At 40.3% G+C, this 25,954-nt stretch carries 23 protein-coding genes and 1 tRNA gene; 11 read left to right on the top strand and 13 right to left on the bottom strand.

Features of this window, described 5'->3' with window-relative positions; translation table 11 throughout:
- Window positions 1–27 precede the first annotated feature (27 nt).
- From miaA to CHB71_RS11385, 7 genes are all read left to right on the top strand, one after another.
- Window positions 28–951 carry a tRNA (adenosine(37)-N6)-dimethylallyltransferase MiaA gene (gene miaA / locus CHB71_RS11415; RefSeq protein ID WP_089357059.1) on the top strand — a complete coding sequence of 308 codons (924 nt, stop codon included), beginning with the start codon at window positions 28–30 and terminating at the stop codon, window positions 949–951.
- A 25-nt stretch (window positions 952–976) separates the two neighbouring features.
- The gene (locus tag CHB71_RS11410) at window positions 977–2,263 is read left to right on the top strand and encodes a glycosyltransferase family protein (protein WP_089357058.1); all 1,287 of its coding nucleotides are present in this window, start codon (window positions 977–979) and stop codon (window positions 2,261–2,263) included.
- Window positions 2,264–2,290: 27 nt separating this feature from the next.
- Window positions 2,291–2,926, top strand: a complete 636-nt coding sequence (locus CHB71_RS11405; RefSeq protein WP_089357057.1) for a PIG-L deacetylase family protein — start codon at window positions 2,291–2,293, stop codon at window positions 2,924–2,926.
- 23 nt (window positions 2,927–2,949) lie between these two features.
- A complete protein-coding gene (locus CHB71_RS11400) occupies window positions 2,950–3,792 on the top strand; it encodes a hypothetical protein (protein ID WP_089357056.1) in 843 nt (280 codons plus the stop codon).
- Window positions 3,785–4,594: an N-acetylmuramic acid 6-phosphate etherase gene (murQ, locus tag CHB71_RS11395; RefSeq protein WP_089357055.1), complete on the top strand. Its 810-nt coding sequence runs from the start codon at window positions 3,785–3,787 to the stop codon at window positions 4,592–4,594. The genes CHB71_RS11400 and murQ overlap by 8 nt, the downstream gene beginning before the upstream one ends.
- A gap of 175 nt (window positions 4,595–4,769) precedes the next feature.
- Window positions 4,770–7,496 (top strand): TonB-dependent receptor, encoded by a 2,727-nt coding sequence (locus CHB71_RS11390; RefSeq protein ID WP_089357054.1) that lies wholly within the window; start codon window positions 4,770–4,772, stop codon window positions 7,494–7,496.
- A gap of 94 nt (window positions 7,497–7,590) precedes the next feature.
- Entirely contained in the window at window positions 7,591–8,160 is a 570-nt protein-coding gene (locus CHB71_RS11385; protein WP_089357053.1) for a hypothetical protein, read from the top strand.
- On the opposite strand, the gene CHB71_RS11380 is transcribed toward CHB71_RS11385, so the two are convergent.
- The 5 genes from CHB71_RS11380 to era all read right to left on the bottom strand — a co-directional run bounded on the left by CHB71_RS11380 (window position 8,157) and on the right by era (window position 13,695).
- Window positions 8,157–8,966, bottom strand: a complete 810-nt coding sequence (locus CHB71_RS11380) for a ParA family protein (RefSeq protein ID WP_089357052.1) — start codon at window positions 8,964–8,966, stop codon at window positions 8,157–8,159. The two genes, CHB71_RS11385 and CHB71_RS11380, sit on opposite strands and share 4 nt — an antisense overlap.
- A gap of 84 nt (window positions 8,967–9,050) precedes the next feature.
- Window positions 9,051–9,668, bottom strand: coding sequence for a SprT-like domain-containing protein (locus tag CHB71_RS11375; protein WP_089357051.1), 618 nt, complete (start codon window positions 9,666–9,668; stop codon window positions 9,051–9,053).
- The gene (gene der, locus CHB71_RS11370) at window positions 9,665–10,969 is read right to left on the bottom strand and encodes a ribosome biogenesis GTPase Der (RefSeq protein ID WP_089357050.1); all 1,305 of its coding nucleotides are present in this window, start codon (window positions 10,967–10,969) and stop codon (window positions 9,665–9,667) included. Before der ends, CHB71_RS11375 begins: the two co-directional genes overlap by 4 nt.
- A 57-nt stretch (window positions 10,970–11,026) precedes the next feature.
- Complete coding sequence (locus CHB71_RS11365) at window positions 11,027–12,766, bottom strand: DUF885 domain-containing protein (RefSeq protein WP_089357049.1); 1,740 nt, start codon at window positions 12,764–12,766, stop codon at window positions 11,027–11,029.
- A 44-nt stretch (window positions 12,767–12,810) separates the two neighbouring features.
- Window positions 12,811–13,695 carry a GTPase Era gene (gene era / locus CHB71_RS11360; protein WP_089357048.1) on the bottom strand — a complete coding sequence of 295 codons (885 nt, stop codon included), beginning with the start codon at window positions 13,693–13,695 and terminating at the stop codon, window positions 12,811–12,813.
- A gap of 14 nt (window positions 13,696–13,709) precedes the next feature.
- Between era and CHB71_RS11355 the strand changes: the two genes are divergently transcribed.
- Both CHB71_RS11355 and CHB71_RS11350 read left to right on the top strand, forming a co-directional pair.
- Window positions 13,710–14,153 carry a YybH family protein gene (locus tag CHB71_RS11355; RefSeq protein ID WP_089357047.1) on the top strand — a complete coding sequence of 148 codons (444 nt, stop codon included), beginning with the start codon at window positions 13,710–13,712 and terminating at the stop codon, window positions 14,151–14,153.
- Window positions 14,154–14,200: 47 nt separating this feature from the next.
- Window positions 14,201–14,273, top strand: a tRNA-Met gene (locus tag CHB71_RS11350).
- A 138-nt stretch (window positions 14,274–14,411) separates the two neighbouring features.
- Here the strand turns inward: CHB71_RS11350 and CHB71_RS11345 are convergent.
- From CHB71_RS11345 to CHB71_RS11335, 3 genes are all read right to left on the bottom strand, one after another.
- The gene (locus CHB71_RS11345; RefSeq protein ID WP_089357046.1) at window positions 14,412–15,431 is read right to left on the bottom strand and encodes a metallophosphoesterase; all 1,020 of its coding nucleotides are present in this window, start codon (window positions 15,429–15,431) and stop codon (window positions 14,412–14,414) included.
- 80 nt (window positions 15,432–15,511) lie between these two features.
- Entirely contained in the window at window positions 15,512–16,819 is a 1,308-nt protein-coding gene (locus tag CHB71_RS11340) for a hypothetical protein (RefSeq protein ID WP_089357045.1), read from the bottom strand.
- A gap of 96 nt (window positions 16,820–16,915) precedes the next feature.
- Window positions 16,916–18,061, bottom strand: a complete 1,146-nt coding sequence (locus CHB71_RS11335) for an alpha/beta hydrolase (RefSeq protein ID WP_179213388.1) — start codon at window positions 18,059–18,061, stop codon at window positions 16,916–16,918.
- Between the two features lie 57 nt (window positions 18,062–18,118).
- Here CHB71_RS11335 and CHB71_RS11330 point away from each other — a divergent pair, with 57 nt between their 5' ends.
- Both CHB71_RS11330 and CHB71_RS11325 read left to right on the top strand, forming a co-directional pair.
- Window positions 18,119–19,186, top strand: a complete 1,068-nt coding sequence (locus tag CHB71_RS11330; protein WP_144017403.1) for a glycoside hydrolase family 113 — start codon at window positions 18,119–18,121, stop codon at window positions 19,184–19,186.
- A gap of 60 nt (window positions 19,187–19,246) precedes the next feature.
- On the top strand, window positions 19,247–19,513 hold the full coding sequence (locus CHB71_RS11325) for a hypothetical protein (RefSeq protein ID WP_089357042.1): 267 nt from the start codon (window positions 19,247–19,249) through the stop codon (window positions 19,511–19,513).
- Window positions 19,514–19,570: 57 nt separating this feature from the next.
- Here the strand turns inward: CHB71_RS11325 and CHB71_RS11320 are convergent, their stop codons facing one another.
- The 5 genes from CHB71_RS11320 to CHB71_RS11300 all read right to left on the bottom strand — a co-directional run bounded on the left by CHB71_RS11320 (window position 19,571) and on the right by CHB71_RS11300 (window position 25,943).
- Window positions 19,571–22,807 (bottom strand): LamG-like jellyroll fold domain-containing protein, encoded by a 3,237-nt coding sequence (locus tag CHB71_RS11320; protein ID WP_089357041.1) that lies wholly within the window; start codon window positions 22,805–22,807, stop codon window positions 19,571–19,573.
- A 165-nt stretch (window positions 22,808–22,972) separates the two neighbouring features.
- Window positions 22,973–23,833, bottom strand: coding sequence for a nucleoside phosphorylase (locus tag CHB71_RS11315; protein ID WP_089357547.1), 861 nt, complete (start codon window positions 23,831–23,833; stop codon window positions 22,973–22,975).
- 80 nt (window positions 23,834–23,913) lie between these two features.
- The gene (gene trhO / locus CHB71_RS11310; protein WP_089357040.1) at window positions 23,914–24,876 is read right to left on the bottom strand and encodes an oxygen-dependent tRNA uridine(34) hydroxylase TrhO; all 963 of its coding nucleotides are present in this window, start codon (window positions 24,874–24,876) and stop codon (window positions 23,914–23,916) included.
- 73 nt (window positions 24,877–24,949) lie between these two features.
- Window positions 24,950–25,312, bottom strand: coding sequence for a transthyretin-like family protein (locus CHB71_RS11305; protein WP_144017402.1), 363 nt, complete (start codon window positions 25,310–25,312; stop codon window positions 24,950–24,952).
- 16 nt (window positions 25,313–25,328) lie between these two features.
- A complete protein-coding gene (locus tag CHB71_RS11300) occupies window positions 25,329–25,943 on the bottom strand; it encodes a hypothetical protein (RefSeq protein WP_144017401.1) in 615 nt (204 codons plus the stop codon).
- Window positions 25,944–25,954 lie beyond the last annotated feature (11 nt).

Genomic DNA, 25,954 nt, shown 5'->3' with positions numbered 1-25,954 from the left:
AAATTAGGCATTTTAGCCTATTGAAAGATGTCAAAAATCAGTAAACCCATATTAATATCTATCGTAGGGCCCACGGCTGTCGGAAAGACTGGTTTGTCAATTCTATTAGCTGAATGGCTGAATGCGGAAATAGTGTCCGCGGATTCAAGGCAGTTCTACAAAGAAATGACTATCGGCACGGCAAAGCCTGGGCCTCTGGAGCTGCATTCTGTCACGCATCATTTCATAAACTCTCATTCCATCGATGAACTGTACAGTGCTGGCGAATTCGGTCGGGATGCAGTAGATAAAATCTGTGAATTGCATCAGCACAATCAGACAGTAATTGCTGTAGGTGGATCCGGGTTGTACCTTAAAGCCATTTGGGAGGGATTTGATGAGATGCCAAATATTGAGCCGGATGTAAGGAGAAAACTAAATGAAGAATTAGATGAAAATGGGCTGAAGTCACTTCAGTTGGAATTGAAAGCTGCTGACCCTGAGTATTACCAGACAGTGGATCTTCAAAACGGCCAACGGGTTATTCGGGCACTTGAAGTAATCAGGGGAACTGGCAAGCCTTTCAGCTCATTCAGAGTAAGCAAGAAAATAGAAATGCCATATGACCATTTGAAGATTGGATTAAATATGGATAGAGAGCTTCTTTTTAGCCGAATAGATCAGCGAATGGACATCATGATAGAACAGGGTCTGTTTGCAGAAGCTGAAAGATTGTATCCATACCGAGAGCATAATGCATTGCAAACGGTTGGTTATTCTGAGATTTTCGGCCATATAGATGGTGAATATGATAAAGATGAAGCAGTTAGATTATTAAAGCGAAATAGCAGAAGATATGCCAAACGTCAACTGACATGGTTTAGAAAGTATGATGATATCCATTGGTTTAGTCCTGACCAATTGGAGGAAATTAAATCACTAATTCAAAAGTCGCTTCACAGAGTAACCTGATTTGTGTTGTTTTGCCATCCAACCAATGGAAACAAATAGAAAAGTTCTCATCATCACTTATTATTGGCCTCCTAGCGGTGGAGTTGGTGTTCAGCGATGGTTGAATTTTGCATTGCAATTGAAGGAAAGAGGCTGGGAACCAATGATTCTGACACCAGAAAACCCACAGTTTGATATTAAAGATGAGCGGCTGTTAGAGAGGGTCAAAGATATACCTGTATTTAAACTCCCCATCTGGGAGCCCTTCAGCCTGTTTCATAAACTGACTGGAAACAAGAATAGAAAGAATGTACAGCAAGGCCTGGTACTGGAGAAAACTAAAAAATCGTTTAAAGATCAGTTGATGATCTGGATAAGAGGTAATTTATTTATTCCTGATCCCCGTGTTTTTTGGGTAAAGTCTGCAGCGAGAAAAGCAAGTGAATTGGTTCTTGAACTTGGAATACCTACCATCATTACAACAGGCCCTCCACATAGCATGCATTTGATAGGACGTAGAGTTAAGAAAAAAACAGGAATCAAATGGCTGGCAGATTTCCGAGATCCATGGAGCAAATGGGACGTACTTGAGCAATTGAGAACATCATCAATCGCTTATTCAATTCATAAAAAATTTGAGAGGAAAGTCTTGAAAGAGGCGGATATCGCTACGACGGTAAGTAATCGTCTCGCACAATCCTTCGGTGGCATTGAAGTATTAAATAATGGAATTACGGTTAAGGAAAATTCCACTGCTGCATTGCCAGAAGCAAACTTTACCATAGGATATTACGGGATGCTTAATGAATTGAGGAATCCCAGGCAGCTATGGTTATTGCTTGATCAGATGTGTAGAGAAAATCAAGTTTTTGCTAATAAACTTAAGGTGAGAATAGGAGGTATAGTAGCTGAAACCATCAGAGATGAGATTGAAAATCTTGTGACATTGAAAGACAAGGTTGAGTTTCTTGGGTATCTTCCCCATGAGGCTTTACATGATGAATATGCGAAATGTAATGTGTTGCTTTTGTTAATTAATAAGACAGATAATTCTCGGTGGAGTTTACCTATTAAGTTTTTCGAATATCTGGGTGCAAATCGTATGATTCTGTGTTTAGGGGAGCGGAAGAGTGATTTGGGAGACCTGATCAATGACAAAGACATAGGAGAAATACTAAGCTACAGTGAAGTAGATAATATCAGAGGGTTTTTGGAGGAGATGTTTGAAAACGACCGGTTACCAAGGAAAGAAGACTCTGAATTATTGTTGAGCGAATTTTCACATAAGAATCAAGCATCAAAACTTGAGCGACTTATTGAAAGCACACATTAACTTAGACCAATAGCAAATATCAGATAGATGATCAGCAATTTTAAAGATGTTTTAGTGCTTGCCCCTCACACAGATGATGGGGAACTTGGAGCAGGTGGCACCATTAACCGATTAGTTGAGAACGGTTCCAAAGTGACATACCTGGCCTTTTCAACGGCAAAGGAATCTGTACCGGAAGGAATGCCTAATGATATTTTAAAAACAGAAGTTCGAGCCGCTACAAAGAAGCTCGGAATAAATGAGAATAACTTAATCATCAAAGACTATCAGGTTCGAAAGCTCAACTATTCCAGGCAAGAAATTTTAGAAGACCTAATTGAGTTGAGAAGAAATAATCAATTTGATCTTGTGCTGGTCCCAAGCTTAAATGATATTCATCAGGATCATCAGACTATTGCTAATGAAGGATTGAGGGCTTTCAAGAATACAACCATTCTCGGTTACGAGCTGATTTGGAACAATCTCACTTTCGATACGACCTGTTTTGTTTCGCTGGAAGAATCAAACCTTAAAGTCAAGTGTGAAGCACTTAAAGAATATAACTCTCAGGCCGGACGTGATTACATGTCTGAAGAATTTGTGTACGCCCTGGCTAAATCCCGTGGTGTACAGGCTGGGGTTGCGTTTGCAGAGTCTTTTGAAGTCATAAGGTTGTACCTTTAATATCGGAACTATCCATCGCCATTATGGCAAGCAAATCATTTATCATAGGAGATGCGGGAGGTACAAGTACTCAATGGAGGGTAGTTAAAAATGGTGAGATTCAGCAATTTGAGACCATAGGTTTTAATGCTTACACTCATAACTTTCATGACCTCAAGGGTAGCATTCAGGAGACGTTCGGGAAGGAAATTGAAAGCAATGTGCCTACATTTTTCTATGCTGCTGGTGTTGATACTGATGAACAGCGAGCTGAGGTTACGGAATCACTTGAAGATATATTTGGAGCATATGTCGAAGTTGAAAATGATTTGATTGGGGTAGCACGGTCGCTATGTGGTAAGGAAGAAGGAAACGTTTGCATTCTCGGTACCGGATCTAATGCATGCTATTACGATGGCTTATCGGTTAATAAAGTAAGCGCTTCATTGGGCTATGTGCTGGGTGATGAAGGTAGCGGAGCATATATGGGTAAGAAGCTGATGATGGGCGTATTTCGAGGGTATTTTTCCGAAGAAATAATTAGCGAATTTCAAGAGGAATTCGGTTTAACATCTCATGATGTCATTCAAAGAATTTATCACGAACCAAGACCTAATCATTTTTTAGCATCATTTTCACGGTTTATAGGCCAAAGAAAAAGCCATCCAGAAATTTATGGATTGATCTCAGATTCCTTTCAGGAATTTTTCAATTCATTCTTCTTCAAAGAGGAGCGCACTCATCTTCCGTTTTATTTCTCAGGATCAATAGCTTACCACTACTCAGATATCTTGAGACAGGTGGCTAGCGATAAAGGTTATTCAATAAAGACCATAGCACAATCACCCATAGCCGGATTAGTTTTATATCATCAGCAGTATGAATAAAAAACCATTAACAGAATCAGATTCTCTCTACGATCATTTAGAAAAAATGAGCACCATTGAGTTACTCAAGGGAATCAACGAGGAAGATAAAAAGGTAGCCGAGGCGGTAGAAAAATGTATTCCACAAATTGAGGCGGTGGTGAATGCAATTGTACCCAGAATGCAGAAGGGTGGCAGGCTTTTTTATATCGGAGCGGGCACCAGCGGGCGTTTAGGAATTGTGGATGCATCCGAATGCCCACCAACATTCGGAGTGTCGCATGACAAGGTTATTGGATTAATTGCCGGAGGTGATAGCGCAATACGAAAAGCAGTTGAATTTGCCGAAGACGATTTGGAACAAGGCTGGAGAGATCTCCAGAGTAATGATATTGGAGAATTAGATTCATTAATAGGGATAGCAGCATCCGGGCGAACACCATATGTCGTCGGGGCGACAAAACACGCAAGAGCGCATGGTATACTCACAGGCTGTATTACCTGTAATCAAGATTCAAAACTTGCAGAAGTAGCTGAATATCCGATTGAAATCTTGGTAGGTCCTGAATTTGTTACCGGAAGTACGCGCATGAAAGCGGGTACTTCGCAAAAATTGGTACTGAATATGATCTCGACCAGTGTCATGATTAAGTTGGGCCATGTACAAGGAAACAAGATGGTAGACATGCAATTAAGCAACGATAAATTAGTTGAGAGAGGGGTGCAGATGATTATGGAAAAACTTGATATCCCTGAAGAAGAGGCTCGCAAACGATTGCGGAGATTTGGTACCGTGAGAAAGGCTATTCTTGGTGTTGAGTGAATTCCCCTTTTAGGTTAAGTTTTAGTAACTTGCAGGATTGTATTCGGTTCACTTTTCAAAATTTTCTTTGTTAAGGTTTTGTTAAAGTGATTGTTGAAAATTTAAACCTAAAAGAACATCTACTTCCACAGTAGATTCTACTTTTGTAGAACGAAAAATTAAACCAAGATTAAAGATGAGGAAAATTTTACTAAGCTTAACGCTTGTAGTTGCCAGCCTGCTGACATATGCTCAATCAGTCAGTGGAACAGTAACGGATGATGCGGGTGAAGGTCTGCCAGGAGCGACGGTACTTGTTAAGGGTACTCAAAATGGCACAATCACCGATGTAGACGGAAAATTCACTTTGAATGTAAAAGAGGGTACACCTCTTGTTGTTTCATTCATTGGATTTGAATCAGTAGAGGCAACAGCTTCTAGCAACATGGAAGTAACACTTAACCCGGGAACTAGTATTCTGGCTGAAGTGGTAATTACTTCAAATGTGATTGATGTAGTGAAGGAAAGAGAAACACCAGTTGCTGTTTCGTCTATTTCACCAGCTGAAATTTCATTGAAAGTAGGAAATCAGGAATTCCCTGAGGTAATGAACAGAACACCTGGAGTTTACGCTACGAAGAATGGTGGTGGATACGGTGATTCAAGATTATCATTGAGAGGTTTTGATCAGAGTAATACTTCATTCCTTATTAACGGACAACCTGTTAATGATATGGAAAATGGATGGGTATACTGGTCAAACTGGCAAGGACTTACTGATGTGGCGTCAGGAATTCAGATTCAAAGAGGTCTTGGTGCTTCAAGACTAGCAGTACCTTCTGTAGGTGGTACAGTTTCTATTTTCACTAAAGCGGCAGAGCTAGCGAAAGGCGGAAAAGTTTCTCAGTCTGTAGGTAATGACAATTATGTAAAAACCACCGCAAGTTATTCTTCCGGAAGAAGCGAAACTGGCTGGGCTTCATCATTTCTTTTGAGCAGATGGAGTGGAGATGGCTATGTTGATGCTACCATGGGTGAAGGATGGACATATTTCGGAGCTGTAGGTTATGCACCTGAAGGCTCAGATCACGCATTTAACCTTTCATTTTTAGGTGCGGGCCAATGGCACCACCAAAGAGATGTTTGGGTTTCTATTAGAGATTACCAAAACTTCGGTGATGACAAAAAAGATGGTATAGATAGAAAGTGGAATACGAATGGCGGTACGTTGAATGGTGAAGAATTCAATATGAGACGTAACTTCTACAATAAGCCACTCGCTACTGTAAACTGGGATTGGAAAATCAATGATAACCTATCCTTAGCTACTTCTCTTTATGGCTCTGCCGGAAGAGGTGGAGGAACTGGTCCTAGAGGAAATAACTTCCGAAATTCAGATATTAATATTTACCCATTCAGAACTGACTTGACCGGTCATTATATTGAAGGAGGAAACACTGGTTCAAGAAAGGCTGATGGTACGATTGATTTCGACAATGTAGTGGAAGTCAATAGATCGACAACTACTCCTTATGACGGAGAGATTTCTGGTTATAACGGCCAACTTATTGGCTCAAATGGTTTTAATGATGAAAATGTGAATAGAGCTGTTCTAATTAGAAGAGCTTCCATGAACTCTCACAACTGGGTTGGTGGTATTTCTACATTGGATTATAATTCTGGTAATTTCAGATATTCATTAGGAGTCGATTTAAGAAAGTACACTGGCTACCACTATCGTGTAGTAAATAACCTAATGGGTCTTGACGGGTACTATTCAACAGGAAACCAAAATTCTGCTGGTCAGATAATTGAAACGACAATTGAAGCCTCTCCTTTCAATAACACAGGTTTAGATGGTCCTAAAATAAATTACTATAACATAGGTTATGTTAATTGGCAGGGCTTGAATGGACTGGTTGAATACTCAAGTGATCAAATCACCGGGGTACTTCAGGGAGGTATTTCCAATCAAGGATTCCAAAGAGAAGATCAGTTTGCACAAGTAGGAAACCCGCTTTCTAAGCAGAAAAACCTTACAGGTGGTTATTTAAAAGGAGGTGCTAATTACAACTTAAATTCTACATCCAATGTGTTCTTCAATGCTGGGTATATTTCACGTCAGCCTTTGTTTGATGCGGTATTCCCAGGATTTGCTAACGATGTAAACCCTGACCTGCAAAATGAGATTATTAAGTCAGTAGAAGTTGGATACGGTTATCTAGGTCGATATTTAACAGTTAATGTTAATGCGTACAACACTTCATGGGGTAACCGATTCATCGAGCAGACTGTGCCAATTGGACCAGGTGTGAATGGAACAGCGCAATTCAAGGATGTTGATGTTCTTCATCAGGGGATTGAGCTGGAAGCAACCTACCGTCCAATTGATAATTTGAAATTAAGAGGAATGGTTTCTGCAGGAAACTGGAGATATACGAAGGATTTTGACGCTACAATTTTTGATGAGAACAATAGCCCAAGTGGTACTGCTTTCATCTATGCTAAAGATGCCAAGGTAGGAGACGCTGCTCAGTTTACTTCATTCATATCTGCTGACTACAGATTCAACATTGTAAGTGTTGATCTTTCTTACAGACATGTAGATGGCCTTTATGCAGACTACAACATTGCAGACTCTGAATTCCTTTCACCGGACAACAATGGTGCTTTGAAGTTGCCTTCTTACGGCCTGGTTGATTTAGGCGTAACTGCAAGATTTGAAATGTTCGGAACGAATGGAACATTCAGAGCGAACGTTAACAACCTATTCGATACAGTTTACATCGCTGAGTCTAACACTAACATTCATAATGGAAGTGAAGATGCTGTTGGAGAAACGTGGAATGGAATTGACGTTGCTAACTCTGTATGGTTTGGTTTTGGAAGAACATGGAATGCTACACTTAGCTTCAACTTCTAATTTATAACTAAGATATAGTTTTGAAGAGGATGCCTGAATAGGCATCCTCTTTTTTTATGCCTGCTTCTCAGGTTCTCTCTTACATTTGTAATAGATGCACACCATCACTCCATATGAGCGCTGGAACCAGTATTACAACTCCAGCTATGATGACCGGTCGCCATTCGCCGGAAAGGAGTATAACTATGACCTCTATTCTGAAAATATCTATGGATACTATATAGATCCGGCTTGGGATTTTTTTGGCTCTGAGACACTCTATATCAAAATTCTCTTTGCAGATTATGATCGTGGGTTTGCCGTCATGGAAATGATAGGAGAGTGGAATGACGCCATAAACAATGACATCATGCAGCTCAAACGAAACATCATCGAGCATATGATCGATTTTGGGGTCAACAAATTTGCTCTCGTTGGTGAGAATATTATGAATTTTCACGGGAGCGACGATTGCTACTATGAAGAGTGGTTTGATGATGTGGAAGATGGCTGGATAGCCGGCGTGAATTTCAAAGATTTTGTCATTGATGAAATGAAGAATTATAACATTGACAACTACATTAATATGTCAGGCAGTCTTCAAATCGAAAAATGGAGAACGCTACCGCCACTTCGTTTTTTTGAAGTAGTAAATAGTTTGATAGCACGACGACTGGCGATTTAACCTTTTACTTTTTCTCCTTTAATGAGGTTCAATGCTTCATCCAGATTTACCCTATTCATTCGCTCGATTATTTCCTCGCTAAGCTTTAGGAAATCTTCTGCAACAGCACTTTCATCAGTAAAGGAATAGACTGACTCATTTTGTTCGTTCGCCTCGCTTACGCGAATAGACTCCCTGATGCGCTGGTCAAGAATTAAGTCGCCAAGCTCTTGCTCTGCTTCTCTAACAATTCGCTGATGAAAGAGGGTATTCTTTCTATACTGGTTGAAGAATATACCAATTATTTCAAGGGGTTTATCCTTTTTCACTTCACTCAGATACTGTAAAAGCTTTTTAAATCCCGAGACTGAAAATGACCCGGGAGTTGAGGGAATAAGGATGCTATTGATATTGGCGATAAATGATTTAACTGTGATTCCAAAGTGAGTAGGACAATCCAATAGGATTAAATCATAATCATGCCTTATGCTCGAGAGTAGTTTGTAAAAAATGATATGCCCGAATGAAATAAATTCGGTGTTTGATTCCATTGAAGTCATATGAAAATCACCGGGGATTAAATGCAAATAGGGGTGGATTTCAAGCGGTTCAATTTTTGGCTGATCATTATGAAGCAGCTTTTTGGTTATGGTAAATAGGGTTTCAGAGTGATCCTGATCTGTGAAAGCCTGTGTTAGGTTAGCCTGAGGGTCACAATCAATTACAAGAACTTTGAAAGCCCTGGACCAGCTGTAGGCTAAACTTAATGTCGTGCTGGTTTTTCCGACACCACCCTTGAAGTTATATACTGCTATTGTATTGGACATTTCAAATATTTTGAATTAGTCACCTCCAGCAGCGATGATTAGTCAACTATTAAAATAATAAAATTTAATCCTTAAATGATCATATCAATCATTTTTCTGCTGATCCAATAGAAAAACTTCAGCAAGTTCTGATATCAAGTATTTGCGATGCGTAACAACCTCCTGACAAACCGCTCTGGTTCGTTTCTTTTCCAGTTTGATAAAAGCCTTTTTATTAAAAGTGAATGTTTGACCAGTTTGTATTTCTTTAAGAAGCAGCTTGCCGTTATCAGCATCGAATTCCTTTAGAATTTGGTACAATACCGGATCGGAACAGCTGGATGCTTTTGGATTCTTGAAATAGTTTTTGAGTGCGTTAAGCACGCTTGAATGGAATACCTCTGTCTTAAGCATTGGCTGTGAAACTTCTTTGAAACAACGCTTCCATTCTTTGCCATGTGGCTGAATCCTTCTACCATATTGCTTAAAGGCTAAAAGATGCGCCACCTCGTGTAGATATGTAACCAGAAAGGCAAATGGGTTTAAATCGTTATTGACTGTGATCGTATGACGATCAGATTTGGGATTGAACCGGTAATCGCCCAGTTTGGTTTGCCTGGCCTTCTTGATTTTAAACTCAAACCCAAGCTGTTCGTAAAGCTTCACACAATAGCTTACGGAAGCTTCGGGGACAAATTTTTGAAAGACCTCCCTTGAAGTCATTTTTTTCTAAACACCATTTTTATTGGCACTCCTCTAAAGTCGAAGTGCTCACGCATTCGATTGGTCAAGTAGCGTTGGTAAGGCTCCTTGACATACTGAGGGAAATTGCAGAAATAAGCAAATGTGGGAGTATGCGTGGGTAGTTGGGTGATGTACTTGATTTTAATATAATGACCTCTCACGGCGGGAGGAGGGTAGTTTTCAATCTCTTTCCCCATGATTTCATTGAGCTTTGACGTTGGTATTTTTCTTGACCTGTTTTCATAAACCTGAAGGGCCAATTCAAGCGTTTGCATAATTCGCTGCTTGGTCAAAACCGAGGTGAATATGACAGGGATGTAATTCAATGGACCTAGCTTCTCTTCAAGGAATTTCCGGTAATTGTCAGCTGTTTTAGAATCTTTTTCCTGTAGGTCCCATTTGTTCACCATAAGGACGATACCTTTTTTGTACTTATGCGCAAGACCAATGATGTTCATATCCTGAGATTCCAGACCAGTTTCAGCATCAATCATCACAATACAAACATCAGAATCCTGCAAAGCTTGAATGGCTCGTAAAACGGAATAGAATTCGATGTTCTCTTTTACTTTGGATTTTTTTCTGATCCCTGCCGTATCGGTGAGGATAAAATCTTTTTCAAAAAGGTTATATCGGGTGTTAATCGCATCTCTTGTGGTTCCTGCAATATTGGTTACGATGCTTCGCTCTTTGCCTACAAGTGCATTCACAAAAGAAGACTTGCCTACATTCGGCCGGCCTAAAATGGATATTCTTGGTACATCTTCTCTTTCAAGCTCTTCATCACTAAACTCCTTCACAACGTCATCCAAAAGATCACCCGTTCCTGCACCACTCGCTGCGGCGATAGGGTACAGGTTTGCATCCATTCCCAGGTTGTAAAATTCATTGGATGCCAGAAGTTTTTCTTGATTATCAGCCTTGTTAGCAACCAGGAAAATTGGTTTTTTAATTTCCCTAACCACGTTAGCGAAATCCTGATCCAGTCCGTGCAGACCTGTATCGCAATCAACCATAAAGAGAATTGCTGTGGCTTCTTCCAGGGCCTCTTTTACCTGTGTTCGGATGGCTCCTTCAAAAATATCATCTGAACCCTCTACATACCCACCTGTATCAATGACTGTAAATTTCTTCCCGTTCCATTCGCCATATCCATAATGACGGTCTCTGGTCACTCCTGACTCATTGTCCATGATGGCTTGTTTCTTTTCAACAAGTCGGTTGAAGAGTGTGGATTTACCAACATTGGGTCTACCTACAATTGCGAGAATATTAGCCATTACGGGGATACTTGTTCACGTGTTTAAACCGCGAAGTTAAAGCAAAAGAACAAGCACCTATTTGGATTTGGCAGAAGATATGTACGCATCCACCTGAGATATTAGAATAGGTAAGGGAACAGATCCGTTTTTTAATATGACATGATGAAATTCTTTGATGTCAAACTGGTCCCCAAGGGATTGAGAAGCCTTTTGTCTTAGGTTTTTTATCGTTAGTTCTCCCATTTTGTAGCTCACGGCTTGTCCGGGCCATCCAATGTATCTATCGATTTCAGTGTTGACTTCATGAAGAGATAGCGCTGTGTTGCTTGCCATATAATTAACAGCTTGTTCGCGAGTCCATCCTTTGTAATGAAGGCCTACATCTACGACAAGTCGGCAAGCCCGCCACATTTCATAGGTGTATCTGCCAAACAAATCATAGGGTGTCTCATACATGCCCATTTCTTCTCCGAGATACTCGGCATACAACCCCCAGCCTTCCCCGAATGCACTGATGTAATAATTCTTTCTGTAGTCTGGAAGTCCCTCAAGTTCGGAGGCAAGAGTGATCTGCAAGTGATGACCTGGAACTGCCTCGTGTAGTGTTAATGCCGGCAGTGTATATAGCGTCCTACTTGGCAAGTTGTAGGTATTTACCCAATAGATACCAGCCTTCCCTTGCTCTTTGCTTCCGCCAACATATCTCCCACCTGTATACTTGGGAGCAATGTCATCCGGAACCGGCTCCACTGTAAAAGGAAGTTCATAAAGTTTTGAGAACAGTCTCGGAAGTTGTCCTTCCGCTTTCTTACTGAGCCAGGCTGCTTTATTTAATAACTCCTGCTCGGTCTTGGGATAAAATTGAGGATCGTTACGTAGAAAGTGTAGGAATTCCTGAAACGTGCCTTCAAAATTCAAATCGGCAATCACTTGATCCATTAGCTTTCGAATACGCTTTACCTCAGAAAGTCCGGTTTTGTAAACAGAATCCGGTGTTATTTCCATTGTTGTGAAAAAGCGAATTCTACTTTCATAGTACGCTTTTCCATTCTTTATCTCGCTAATACCGACATTATCAGGTGCAGATGGAAGGTATTCTTCTATTAAAAACGATTCAAGTTTTTTATATGCTGGCACAATCTCCTTTTTAATAATATTTAAAAGTTTCTGTTGGTATATTTTTCTGTAGCCAGATCCAAATTTTAGATTCATCTTATCCATTGGCCTAAAAAATGGATTAGAGGTCGGTTCTTGAGAAATCCAGGGTTCTAAAAGTTGAATATTATTTTCGATGATAATTTTTGGTGGAACAATTTGCTCCTTGAGACCAAATTCCAAGAGTTGGGTATTGTAAGCAATGTAATCTGAGAACGATGGCAACCAATCTAAGTATGCCTGAAAATCGGACTTTGTTTCAAAGGGGAGATTTGGCAGGAAGAACGAAGGTGAGTTGAAAAACCCACCTTCAGCATTAAATGGAATGAGATAGGTTTTATAGCTGACCTGATCAATAATATTTTGAAGTTGTAAAATCTTGATAGATCGATTGATAATTTCCTGTTCTGAAAGATTCTCAATTGAGAGGTTTTTAAGATCATCTAACTGTCTCTGCAGCGCTCTTGCTTTAATAATTTGCTGTTCATGTCTTGCAAATTGAAACACTTCGGGGTGTTGGCCTCTCCATATTGAGTTGTCTACTTCATAAACAGCTTCAATGCTGTCAATTTCCTGAATGATTTGAAGAAGCTCTCTGGATTGTGACATCAAAGGAATTATCACGATCGAAAGACAAAAAGAGAGTAGCGTTTTTCTCATTACTGTTGGCTAAGTTGAAAGAATCAAGTTAGTCCAAGTCAAGTCTAATACCCAAATCGACTGAGCTTACGATCATCCTTACGCCAATCTTTTTCTACTTTCACAAAGGTTTGAAGGTGAATTTTCTTACCAAAAAAAGACTCCATATCTTTTCTTGCTTCCATGCCAACTTTTTTAATTGATTCCGCCTTTTTGCCAATGATGATTCCTTTCTGACTATCGCGTTCTACAAAAATTTCAGCGTCGATATGAATGATTTTTTCCTCTTCCTTAAAACTGGTCACAACTACCTCTGAGCTATATGGTATTTCTTGCTGGTAGTTCATGAATATTTTTTCACGAATAATCTCTGCACAGATAAATCGTTCACTTTTGTCCGTTATTTCATCTTCAGGGAAATATGCCGGATGGTTTGGTAATAGCTCCAGAATTCGATTTAGCAATTCATTCGTGCCGTGTTGATCCAAAGCAGAAATTGACATTACCTCCAGTTCAGGATACAGTTCTTTCCAGTAAGCTGTTTTGTCAAATGTTTGTGAGCCTTTATTTTGATCTGTTTTGTTGATGAGAAAAACCACTGGAGCTTGTGCCCGAAGAGCCATGTCAATTAATTCTGGGTATTCGTTCTTATCCTCCAGTGCTACCATAAACAGAATCACATCAGCGTCATCAAGAGCAGTGCGAACATATCCCATCATTTTTTCCTGTAGTTTGTATGCCGGATCTATTGCACCAGGAGTATCTGAAAATACGATCTGATATGAGTCATCATTCAGAATCCCAAACATACGATGGCGCGTAGTTTGAGCCTTACTGCTAGTGATAGCAATCTTTTCGTTCATCAAAGCATTAAGTAGGGTAGATTTCCCCACATTGGGTCTGCCGATGATATTGACAAACCCTGACTTGAACTCTTTCGTTTCTTCCATTTAAAAGCAAAACTATGCGGATAACACTAACCATACTAATGCTGGCCTTATTTACAGGTCTAAAGGCACAGGATAAAGAAGTAGCGGCTATCAAATCACAAGTGGTCAAATTTTCTAAATACCTGATGAATGATGAGCGAGAAGAGGTGGTAAATATGTACACAGAAGACGCAAAAATATTTCCTGGTGATACAGACATTCTTGAGGGAGATGATTTATCCAATTACTGGAATCCATCTGGGGATCGTTCATGGAAAACCACCTACCATAAAGTAACACCGATAGAAATAAAGGTTTTAGGGAATGAAGCCTATGATTATGGCTACTATGAGGGCATCTCTTCAAATGGTGATCAATCGTCAAATTGGAGGGGTAAGTACGTGATAGTCTGGAGGAAAGAGCAAGGAGAATGGAAGATATATTTAGATATATGGAATAGAATTGTAGAGGAAGATTAAATTTCTTTTGGCAATCGGATTATTCTTTCTAATTTTGCCGTCCACATCGCGGGGTGGAGCAGTTGGTAGCTCGTCGGGCTCATAACCCGAAGGTCACAGGTTCGAGTCCTGTCCCCGCTACTACAAACCCTCAAAACGTCAGTTTTGAGGGTTTTTTTGTGCCTGAAATGGACGAGAAGCCTGTCCCGTGCTTGACACGGGAAGTCCTGTCCCCGCTACTAAGCAAGCCAGTTCAGTCAAATGAGCTGGCTTTTTTTGTTAATAAAACCTTATCCTTTTTCCACTTTTCGTTCCCCGGTAGTTTTCTTCTCCTATTAAAAACAAGACCTCTCCATATTCTCCTTTTTTGATGCTGGAATCTACACCAAATACTTTGTTGTTATAGCGACTCACCACTTCATCATATGAGCAATGCCCAACAATGATCCGAGCGGAATTTACCTGTTTTAAAATACTGTCAATAGCAATTTCAGAGATGGGATCGTAGAAATAGCCACGATACCAAATAGGGCCTGTGCTGCCATAATAAGTACTGTAGAAATCGGTGGCTTTCATTTCTTCCTTGCTTCTGTCGATCGATGCTCTCATTATTTCATTGATTGCTTCAATATTGACTCCCGAATTTGTGACGAAATCTTGCGAAATTCCTCCGTGAACAAACAAATAATCATTGATTTTAAGTATAGTATGTTTAGAGCGCAACCACTTTCCAAGAACAGTGTTGGCACCATACAAATCATCATACGAGATGTTCAGGAGCTCAGAGACGATCGGGTATTTTTCATGAAGATACCTTAAGTCTTTGTGCAGAACCATGTACTCATGGTTGCCAAGCAGGTAATGCACCTTTCCACCGGCCTCCATGGCTTGCTTTTCCAGTTTGTAGATTAGCCATAAAACTTCGGTTACATTACCGCCCCGATCAAAAATATCACCCACAATTACCAGGTGACCCTCTCCGAAGTTCCAGTTCAATTCATTATCTATTATTTGATTGTTTTGTAGGATTTCTATGGTCAAATCATACTGACCATGAATATCGCTTAGCGCAGCAATTTTTTCAACTCCCTGAAAAAAAGCGGGCGTGACTTTAAAGGTTGTATCGTAGGCCTCAGCTTCGAGTTGCTTCGTGAACACTTCACCTTTTTCAATATGCTTTTGAATGAGCTGCTGATTTTTTATGAAGATGTAGGGACCGTCACTAATGGTTTGGTGCTGGCAAAAAGCACTTGCTAAGATTAGGTAGAGAATAGCGAGTGTGAAAGACTTTTTACCCATTTTTCAATCGGTTCGATTTTGTTGCAATTCAAATATACGATTAAGTGAGAGTCTGGAGACAGAGCAACAACCCCTCAAAATCACAAATAATCATACGTTCTGTAAACTTTCTGAAGAACAAAAGGGTCCGTATTTTCTATTTCATAAATGATGGTCTCATAGGTTTCATTGGTGTCCAATACCACTCCGCTGCTGCCCAGAATGGGACTGAAATACTTCAACTCAAAAAATACTTTTGACAACATCAACTCTTCCTGCTCGGTGAGACCAACTGAAGAGCCGAGAATGTGATTCGCTTTTTTGTATGCCAGCTCTTTTAGTTGATTTCTTAGTGCAAAGTCTGATGGAAGGTTTCGCATCGTTCCAATTATAAATCCGTACTTTCCAGAAATGATTTTGTGTAAGTAATGATCTCCGTATTTCATTTTGAAAGCGGTAGGGTCAGCTTCTATTTCGGATTTTACAGCTTCGCGTGTAGTTATGCTTGGATAAAAAGAAGCTTCCTCACTCAGGATTTCAAATTTGCCAGCCAAAAACTCATCTTCAAAAAATGGGTATTGCTCCACAACCTGTCGGTAAAAATCAAATTCAGTAGAAAAATAGCCATTAAGTAATCCAAAATAATTTGTCTTACTATAGAGCATGGGTACTGGCGCATATTCATAGGCTTCAAACCCATAGTTCCAGCTCACACTGGCTGAATAAGCAGTATTGATGTTATTTGTCGAAATGGGTTCTCCAGCAAATCGATTTCCTCTGGAATTATCATCTGTGGTATTAAGCCCTTCACCCGCTACAGGATCGTACGGTAGTGTTGTAACATAATCAACATTACTTTCTCTGATGACCTCAACACCCCTTGCGTCGCTTAACTGATTGAATTCAATCCTTGTAGTTTGATCGTCCGCTATAATTTCAGTTTGATGGATTATGCCCGCATTGTAGGTATAGTTGATCGTTTGATCACCACTATACACCACCTTTTCTTTTATTAGTCCATCCTCGAATAGTATTTCGGCTTTTACAGAACCATCCGGATTATAATAGATGGATTTTTTGGGCTGGTTCTTGTTATCACGGAAGACTTCTCGTTCCAGATAGTGATTGGCAGCCTGGTAGTCAAAGTCTTTGAATCCGTATGTTTTGCAAGATCTGATGAAGCCGTTTTCGTGATATTCAAATTCTTCCTTTTTCAAACCGAATGAGCCATCATATGTAATCGCTTTTTCAATCCACCCATTGCTGTATGTAGAAACAACCTCAAAGGTTGGAGTTGATTGAATGGTGAAATCCGGAGCTGGAGTTGGTGACTCATCTTTTGTACAGGAGATAAGCAAAATAGCTGATGAAAAAAGAATGGTTAGTACCATTCGCTTCAAATAGTTCATTGAATTTTGTGTGTTTTGGGTGATTGTGCGTGTTAAATAAATGCTTGCCGAAATTATATATTTTCCGATTATAGCAAGTAACGCGAAATATTTTTTTTACTCTATTTTAAAAAAAGCAATAAGCATATCATCTAATTGAGTTTGCCAACTTGGGATGTTGTGTCCCTGCGAATTCTCAATGTATTGGACTTCAACCTCGTTTTGCTTCAATTTTTCATACAATGAAACAGCATCTTTATACCAGAGATGATCATAAATGGCACCAGTGATAAACGCCTGTTGTGGACTGCTTGTAGATTGGTTAAGTTGGCTCATGAAATCATCGACCGGAGTAGGGTGTATGGCCGGAGATAGTGCTCCTAATTTCGAGAATGTAGTAGTAAAATAAGCAAGGTAGAAAGCAGACATTCCACCTCTTGAAAATCCAATTACTGCTCGGTCATCTTTTGCTTTACTGACCTTATAATTTTTTGTAATGTATGGTACAAGCTCTTGTTCGATGTATCCTATATAAGCACTATCTCCACGGTACTCTTTTCCTCGTATCACCGGATTGTCAAAGACGGCAACAACCGGCTGAATGAGTTGGTTGGAAATAAGGTAATCCAGCATTTCAGGTACCTGCATATCCCCGATGAAAAATGATCCATCATGGAAGTAAACAGATGGTAGCTCCTCGGTACTTTCGTAATTGAAAGGAGTATAAATATGAACCGTCCGGGTGTGATTTTGAAATTCGCTTTCTATTTCAATAGTTGCCAGTTTCCCTCTTTGTTCTTCCGGGGTGGATGGAATTACTTCTTGTGTCTCACCCAGGCTTAGGAATGAGACTTCAGTTCCAAAATTGGTTCGTGTGTTCGAATTGAGGCTATCCACACTGACACCTGACTCATCCTCATACAAGTAATTAATGACAGCATCAGGCACCAGTTCTTTACGGTAGTAATACCAGGAGGTACCTTCGATTGGCTTCATTAATCCAATAGACTTGTTCTCGGTATATCTGGGATTTAAAAAGCCATTAAAATCTGCCTGCAAATAGGGCTGACCATTATCACTTTTTGTCAAAAAGACCACTTGAGCGCCTTCTATAATCGGAAATTTGGTTTGCCTTTTTATATACTCGTCAAAATGTGCTTGACGCTCGTGAACTGGCAATGATTTTACTTCAGCTAAGATTTCTTCAAATTTTTGCGCCGGTAAAATGAAGCTAATAGATAAATAATAGATAAGGTGAAGCATTCGCATAGTATTCTTATACCCAATCTGGCAAGATTTGGTTTTGACTAAATGATTCGAATGAATCAATTCCTTCAAACTCACGATAGAATTCTCCCGTATCTTTCCATCATGCGAATCCTTATTACCCTATTTATTCTGATCTGTGGTGGCCTGGCCATGGTTATGATTCCGGCAGGTAAGGACCCTATCATCAATGGCGTCAGTTTAGTGAACCCTCCAAGGGAGATCACGGTAGATCAGATGGGGGAAGTAAAGCGTATCAATGCCGGGTGGGTTGCCATTATTCCTTATGCTTTTTCCCGTTCCGGAGAGCCGGGTGTTTCATTTGATCATGAGCGTCAGTGGTGGGGTGAACGTACGGATGGTACTTGCAAGCTCATTGAATATGCCAAATCTCATGACCTGAAAGTGATGATCAAGCCACACGTGTGGGTGAGGGGAGAGGGTTGGACGGGTGACTTCAGCCTTTCCACGGAAGCGCAATGGAAACAATGGGAAAATGAGTTTTCTGCTTATATCCTCAATTATGCGAAAGTGGCTGACTCCCTCAATGTGGAGATGCTTTGCATCGGCACGGAGTATCGTATTCCTGCGAAGGAACGTCCTGAATTTTGGAGAACCCTCATTAAAGACGTTAGGAAGGTTTATTCCGGCAAAATCACGTATGCCTCCAATTGGGACAACTATGAGAACATCTCGTGGTGGGACGCTGTGGACTATATTGGTATTGATGCATATTTCCCGCTGGCAGAGGGCCCACATCCAGCTATTGAAGAGATAGAAAATGGATGGAAGCCCGTGAAAACTCAGCTTAGCGCTTTTTCAAGAAAGTGGAACAAGCCCATCCTTTTCACGGAATATGGGTTTCAAAGTGCCAATGGCGCAGCAGGTAAGCATTGGGAAATTGATGAATCGGAAGAAAATGCAAATATGCAACTTCAGGCCGATGCATATGAAGCTACTTACCGAGCATTGATGAAAGAAGAATGGTTTGCCGGTGGCTTTCTCTGGAAGTGGCACTTCAATACCTTCCAGGGAGGTAGGTGGCGAGGTACGGAATGGACACCTCAAAACAAACCGGCAGAGAAGGTGATTGCTAAGTGGTATGGTAAAGTCACCCCCTAGCCCCCTCAAGGGGGGAATATTAAAAGTAATGCTTAAATTTCCATTTCAACCATAAGACCTATGAGTGAGAAGCGCAAAGTAGAAGATATCCTGACAGAGCTAGGAAAAAAAATAGATCACCTGGTGGAAGAGACGAGGGAAGCCGGAAGTAAAGTTTCGGAAGACATGGAGGTGCAGATAGAAAAGCTGAAAGCACAGAAGCAGAAGCTTGAAGATCAAATCAAAAATCGCTCGTCCAAATCAAATGAAAAGTGGGTGGAAGTAAGAGAGCATATGAATGAGGCTGCCGCTTCTATTAACAGAGCTTTGAGCACTTTATTTAAATAAAAAAGCCCCTCCCTCAAGTCGAGAGAAGAGCTATCCCCTTGGTCTTAAATCTTATGCTTACTGAAGTGTAACTATTAACGGTGTTAAGAAGAACGCTTCAAGTTCTGTTTGGGTAAACGTAGCTGAGTAAGTTGTAAACCCATCTTTGATGATTTTCACAGTATAATCCGTTTCTATCGATTTCACTTTGATTTGGTTTGTTGAAGCGTTTAATGCTCCATCATAGATAACATCCGCACCATCTAATATTTGTATGTTGGCAGTTGTAAGTTCCCAATCAAGCACTAGTGGATCTGGATTGAAAATGAAAGTTGAAATCAGAAAATCAATCGTAAAGCCTTGTTGTCCAATGAAAAGTGAATTAGTATCGCTATTGCTGCTAGGAGTAAGACTAAGTGGTGCCAGCGTCTCCTTTACCCCATCTACATAAAATGATATTGTTTTTGTAGAAGCTTGATACGAAACAGCAACGTGCGTCCAGGTATTCAGAGGAAGAGAATTGCTTGAAGTTGTCCAACCAGCGGTTGCGCCTGAACCAAGGTAGATACTTAGCTTACCTTCACTAACCTGAAAGATAAATACCGAATTTCCATCCGATCCATTGCCTTTACTTGCTATTGTTTTAGATCCAACATCGGATTCAATCTTTATTTGCCCCTCTATAGTAAAGTCATTTTCTACTAGATTAAATGCATTATCATGAGGTATTTCTACATGACTGGACTCGCTAATGTTTAGTGCGTTTGTTGGTGACAAGATGCTTGAACCTTCTCCTGAAAAAGCATAAGTGAGTGTTTCAGACATGTTATCATCAAAACCACTATAATAGCCAGCTATTTCTCCGATTTCTGTATTTTCATCTATGGGATTTACAACTAATTCCACATCTGTAGGCGGGATGAATTGCTCATGAAAATAAACTGCTCCAGCAGCAGATTCTTGATTATAGGAGCCAATACCAATGAGAACACCATCCAATGCAACCTCATTTCCAAAGTAGTAATTGAGGCCGGGATTGGAAGAATTAAATTTGACACTTTCGGTCATTGATGTCCAACTACTCCCCGATTTTTCAAATAGAAATGCAGAGCCGGCTTTACTGAATGTGTAGGTATCATGAATTGCACCAGCGAGAATTCGGTCATCGTCAATATCTACTGAATAACCAAGATAAGAACCCCCACTTGATGCATTTAATCGAGCACTTTCAGTTAGTGATGCCCAGCCTGTGAGCGGTTTTTCAAAAACATAAACCGTGTTATTTCCTCGAGCACCTACTGCGATCACGTCATTGTCAAAGTCTACAGCATATCCAAAATAATCATTGCTTGTTTGATCTGAAGCAGATAGGGTATAGGTTTCGGTGGCATTTATCCAACCTGTTTCTGGTTTTTCGAACAGGTAAACACCTCCGTCTCTGGTTCCGGTTACATCTTTTTCAGGAGATCCCACCACAATAACCCCTTCATCTGTAGCGACCGACCAACCAAAGTAATCATTAGATGCTCCATCTGAGGCCGTTAATTTTGCGGTTTGAGTAGTGGATGTCCAATCTGCTCCTTCAGATTTCGTGTATACATATGCTGCACCTGTATACAAGCTGTTGTTTCGATTTCTATATGAGCCAACCACCAATGTGTTGCCCTTTAAGTAGACTGATCGTCCAAAGTTATCACCTGCCACAATATCAGTTGCAGAAATAACGGCGGTTTCAGTCATATCGGTCCAACCTGACGCTGGCTTTTTGAACATATACACCCGATCCGTATCTTTTCCACCAGATGCACCCACTGCAATCCAATTTCCATCAATAGACACGCTTGATCCAAAGTTGTTATCATAGATATTTGAGCTTTCAGTGAGGGTAGCGATTTTGTTCCATCCAAGATTTGTTTTTTGATAAACTTCGGCAAACCCGCTTCCGTAATAATCATTTGGAGCACCAATAACAGCTGTATTTCCATCGATATCTATTGAGCTACCAAATTCACTTTCATACCGAAAAGGAGAGGTATAAGGAGTTGGTAGTTTTTGAACAATAGAGCCCCAATCATTATATTCAGCTGTTTCTGTTGCAAAATAGACGACTCCACTATTTGTACCATTTATATCAGCATTGTCCCTGGCTCCAAGAATATAGGTTTCTTTTATGCATATACTACTTTTCCCGAAAAATCCATAGTCTTCAGGATTAGAGTCAAGGATAGTTCTATAAGAGCCAAATGATGTCCCGGAAGCACTGGAATATATCCTGATTTCACCTTGACCATCCTGACCTCTCTCGTAGGCTGCAAGTCGATAGATTGAACTATTTCTTTGACTAAAGGAAAGCGTGTTTCCAAGATTACCATTACTCTGATCTCCAACCATTGTGTACGAGTAGGTCCAATTGCTTTCCCCTCTTTGATATATGTAGATTAGACCTGCATTATTTGCTCCATTATCATCATAAGGAACTCCAATGGCCAATCGATTATCTGTAAGATCAAAATCATACCCGAAACGGCCTCCTTGAACTTGACCAACTAAAACAGTATTTTCTGTCCAGGATGTATTCGTCCCTTCGTAAATATGTACCCTACCTCTACTGTTTGTATAGTCGCCAGGGTCTTTGTAATTGTAATCGCCTATACCTGCTATATAGTTTCCTGACGAAGTGTATTCAATCCGAACCCGATCCCCAAATCTGCTTGCATCACTCGGTCCGTAAAATACCTTCTTTAAGGTGCAAACTCCACTAGATAAATGATATACATATGCCCGCCCATATGACCCGGCAAAAGGAGCTCCCACGATAAAATATTGGTTATCATAGTCTATTGTGCTACCAAAATAATCACTGCTGGCAATGGTTGTATGAACCACTTTTTTGATTTGAGTAATTTCGTCTGTGTTAGTGTCTTTGTTAAATACATATACAGCTCCAGTGTTACTGTTCTCACCGCTAGCTCCTATCACAATGTAGTTGGTGTACATGGCAACCGATGATCCAAAGTGATCGCCAGACGCTATATCGTCAGAAACGAACTTGGTGATTAATGCCCAGTCAGTTCCGCTTCGCTTATACAAGTATGCTGCACCTGCTTCATAACCATTTTCACTGTCATTAGGAGCACCAACTATTGCATATGAACCATTGTAGTTCATAGCTACAGACCCTCCGAATTCATCCATGACATTCGATGAAATGGGATCTGTATTTACGTTTTGTATCTCTTCCCAATCCTGACTATTGGCGGTAATAATCGTGAACAGAGCACATGCAAAAAGTAGAGTTTTTAATAAGGCTTTCATTTTAAGTGATTTGGTTTAACCAAGCGATTGATGTACTTGATTTTGGCACAAGTACATTTTTTTTGGTACTTAAAATTTTAGCATAAGAAGTGGATCATCAAAAAAAGTTGATGAAGCGTTAAAACTGGTGTTTGAAACAAGGAAAGCGAATGACGAAAAAAATCACTAAATTCTATCCAGCACCTTTTTGATCAGGCTATCGATCACTTTATTAGGGTCTTTAGCGAACTCTGTTTTTATTCTGTTGGCCATGATCGCATTGAGGCTTAGCATTTCATGTCCCATCAGCTTGCCAAAAGCATAATAGCCTGCAGTTTCCATTTCCAGATTAGTTAGCCACACATCCTCTTCATGGAAGTATTGCATCTTCTCAATGATCTCTTTGAAACGGATTGGGACTCGTAGTTGACGACCTTGAGGAGCATAAAAGCCCGGACAGGTCACGGTATTCCCGGCTATAGTGCAATCCTTGAACTTTTCAAATAGAGCAGTTGATCCCTTAAAGCAATAGGGGAGGTAGGGGATGCCTATTTCTTCCTGAAATTTTTCAACGATGCGACGTTCTTTTCCTTTGTGTTTGAAATCGTAAAAATGAATGAGCGGATCCATGCCGATCGCATATTCAGTCGCAAGGTGACTTCCTACTTTTATTTCATCTCTAATGGTGCCGGATGTGCCAATACGAATAATTTGGAGCTTCTTTCTTCTGGGTTTAGGCTCACGATGAACCAGGTCAATGTTGAATAATGCATCTAATTCCTGCATAAGAATCTCGACATTGTCAGTACCCATACCTGAACTAATGACCGTAATACGCTTCCCTTCGTACTTGCCTGTATGAGTGATAAACTCTCGTTTATTCATCTCAAACTCCACGGAATCGAAATGGCGCGATACTCTATGTACCCTGCCGGGATCACCAACGACAATGATTTTATCAGAGACATCCTTGGGACGAAGGCTTAGGTGATAGACACTTCCATCAGGGTTAAGAATCAGATCTGTCTCTGAAAATGTGTGAGGCATAGCTAGGTCAAAATTTCTAAAGCTTCCTAAATCTAAATAGGAAACCTTTTCCAATGACCCAATTTACTAAAAGTTTAGCTTCAATCTTGCTTTGTAGCTTTCCGTTTTAGTCCTTTATAGGGATTATATCCATTCATTTTCTTTTGATAGAAGCCGGTACCATCATATTCTCTTCTGTCCGGGTTATTCATGCATTCTTCAGAGCAGCAGCCTTTATATATTTCTGCTCCTTTTTCGCTCATTGGGATGTGCTTATTGCAATGCGGGTTGGCGCAATTAACCATTCGATCGCAAGGCTCGTTGGTCACATAACAGCGAGATACTATAGTAGGATTAACCTGATTTACATCTTTTACAATTCGGTTATCAAACACATAGCACTTCCCTTCAAAATCTTCACCCTCAGCTTCTAAGCCATATTTAATGATGCCACCGTGAAGCTGATGTACGTTTTCAAATCCTTGTTCCAGTAGGTAGGCACTTGCTTTTTCACATTTTATACCACCGGTACAGTAAGTGACAATTTTCTTGTCTTTGAATTTTTTGAGTTCCTCTATCTTCTCAGGGAAATCCCGGAAATTATCGATATCCAGGGTAATGGCATTTTTGAACTTGCCGATCATGTGCTCATAGTTGGAGCGTACATCAAGGATGATGGTGTCTTCAGACTCTTCTTTGAGAATTTTTCTGAACTCTGCAGGTTCCACGTACCCACCGGTTTTTTTTGTCGGATCAATTTCCTTGAGTGAACTATGTACGATTTCAGGCTTCACCCGAACATGCATTTTTTCGAAAGCCGGTTGATCGTTGATGTCTACCTTAAATTCAGTATGAGCAAACCGAGGGTCACTGGTAACTGCGCTCATATATTTTTCACAAGCTTCCTGCGTGCCAGACACAGTTCCGTTTAAACCTTCCGAAGCAACAATGATGCGTCCACGGAGGTTTAGATCTAAACAAAGTTTGTGGTGCTCTTCCCTGAAGGTTTCAGGATCTTCAATCTTACTGTAGCAGTAGTAAAGTAATACGTAGTGTTTTTCCATAATAACCAAGCCCTGTTTCAGCAGGGTGTTAAATAGGCTGCAAAATTAAATAATTACAATAGTGGTTTCAAACTCACTTGATAGTAACTAAGAACTTGTTAGTTCTTTCAACTGAAAGTGCTCCGGTATTAACACTATGTTGAGCGTTTTTCAGGTTGTCTTTCCTTATGTCCAGAAAGTATGGCTTAGCTGCCAAACCTTTGTATTGGAATTTACCCTTCTTATCCGTTTTGCCCGTTATTAAAATGTTTGAATCGCTGTTATAATCTTCCTCCGATGAGTAGATTTTGATTGATGCATCTTTTACCGGTCTACCTGATAGGTCGATGACCTCAATTAAAAGCTTTGTCTTATTGGACTGAACAGGTAGAAAGGATGAGCCTAGCCCGCTGAATATAACAACGATAAGTAAGATCAGCTGGGTATTCCATTTCATTTTGATGCCTTTTTGCTTACTCAATTATCCGCTCAATTTTTAGTTCCTTAAATAATCCCTTTGCATAATTTGGAAGATATGTTGCCAATTCAGCAGGGGGGAATATTGTAGACCTGCCCGACCAGACAAGTTTCCCCACCTTCAGTTCATAGAAGTTGGTTTCTATAAAATAATTCGTGTTCCTGGTAAAGTAGCCGGGTCTGTATACCAAATCGTATGTTCGGAAGAAATAGTTTCCAAAACGATCATAATAAACCAATGGAGAGTAAGCTGTTTCAGGAGGAATATATCGCGGTTCATTTATGTCAACAAGCGTCACGGTAACAACACCGTCAAACCCGTCCTTACGCATTCGTTCCTTTGCGCGCTCTACATCTTCGAAAGGCTTTCCAAGTTCCGGTGGGAACATTGACATTCCATTGACGCATCGCAGATCAAATTTCCTACCTGTAAATACCACCTCATTTTCAACCTCGTTGCGCAGGTTGACATTGTTGATGAGGCCCATCACCAGAATGTTATTGAATTTCCGGTCGTAATCTTCAGTGGTACTCCATGTTCGCATCAGTCCTTCGGGCACACAACTATTTAGTATAAGGGCGAATAGAACAATGAGGAGTTTTGACTTCATTTTGGGAAGAT

Origin of the sequence: Ekhidna lutea (assembly GCF_900188325.1) — a bacterium.
Taxonomy (GTDB): domain Bacteria; phylum Bacteroidota; class Bacteroidia; order Cytophagales; family Cyclobacteriaceae; genus Ekhidna; species Ekhidna lutea.
The sequence above is the reverse complement of the archived record's forward strand: the minus strand, read 5'-3'. Positions and strand labels throughout refer to the sequence as shown.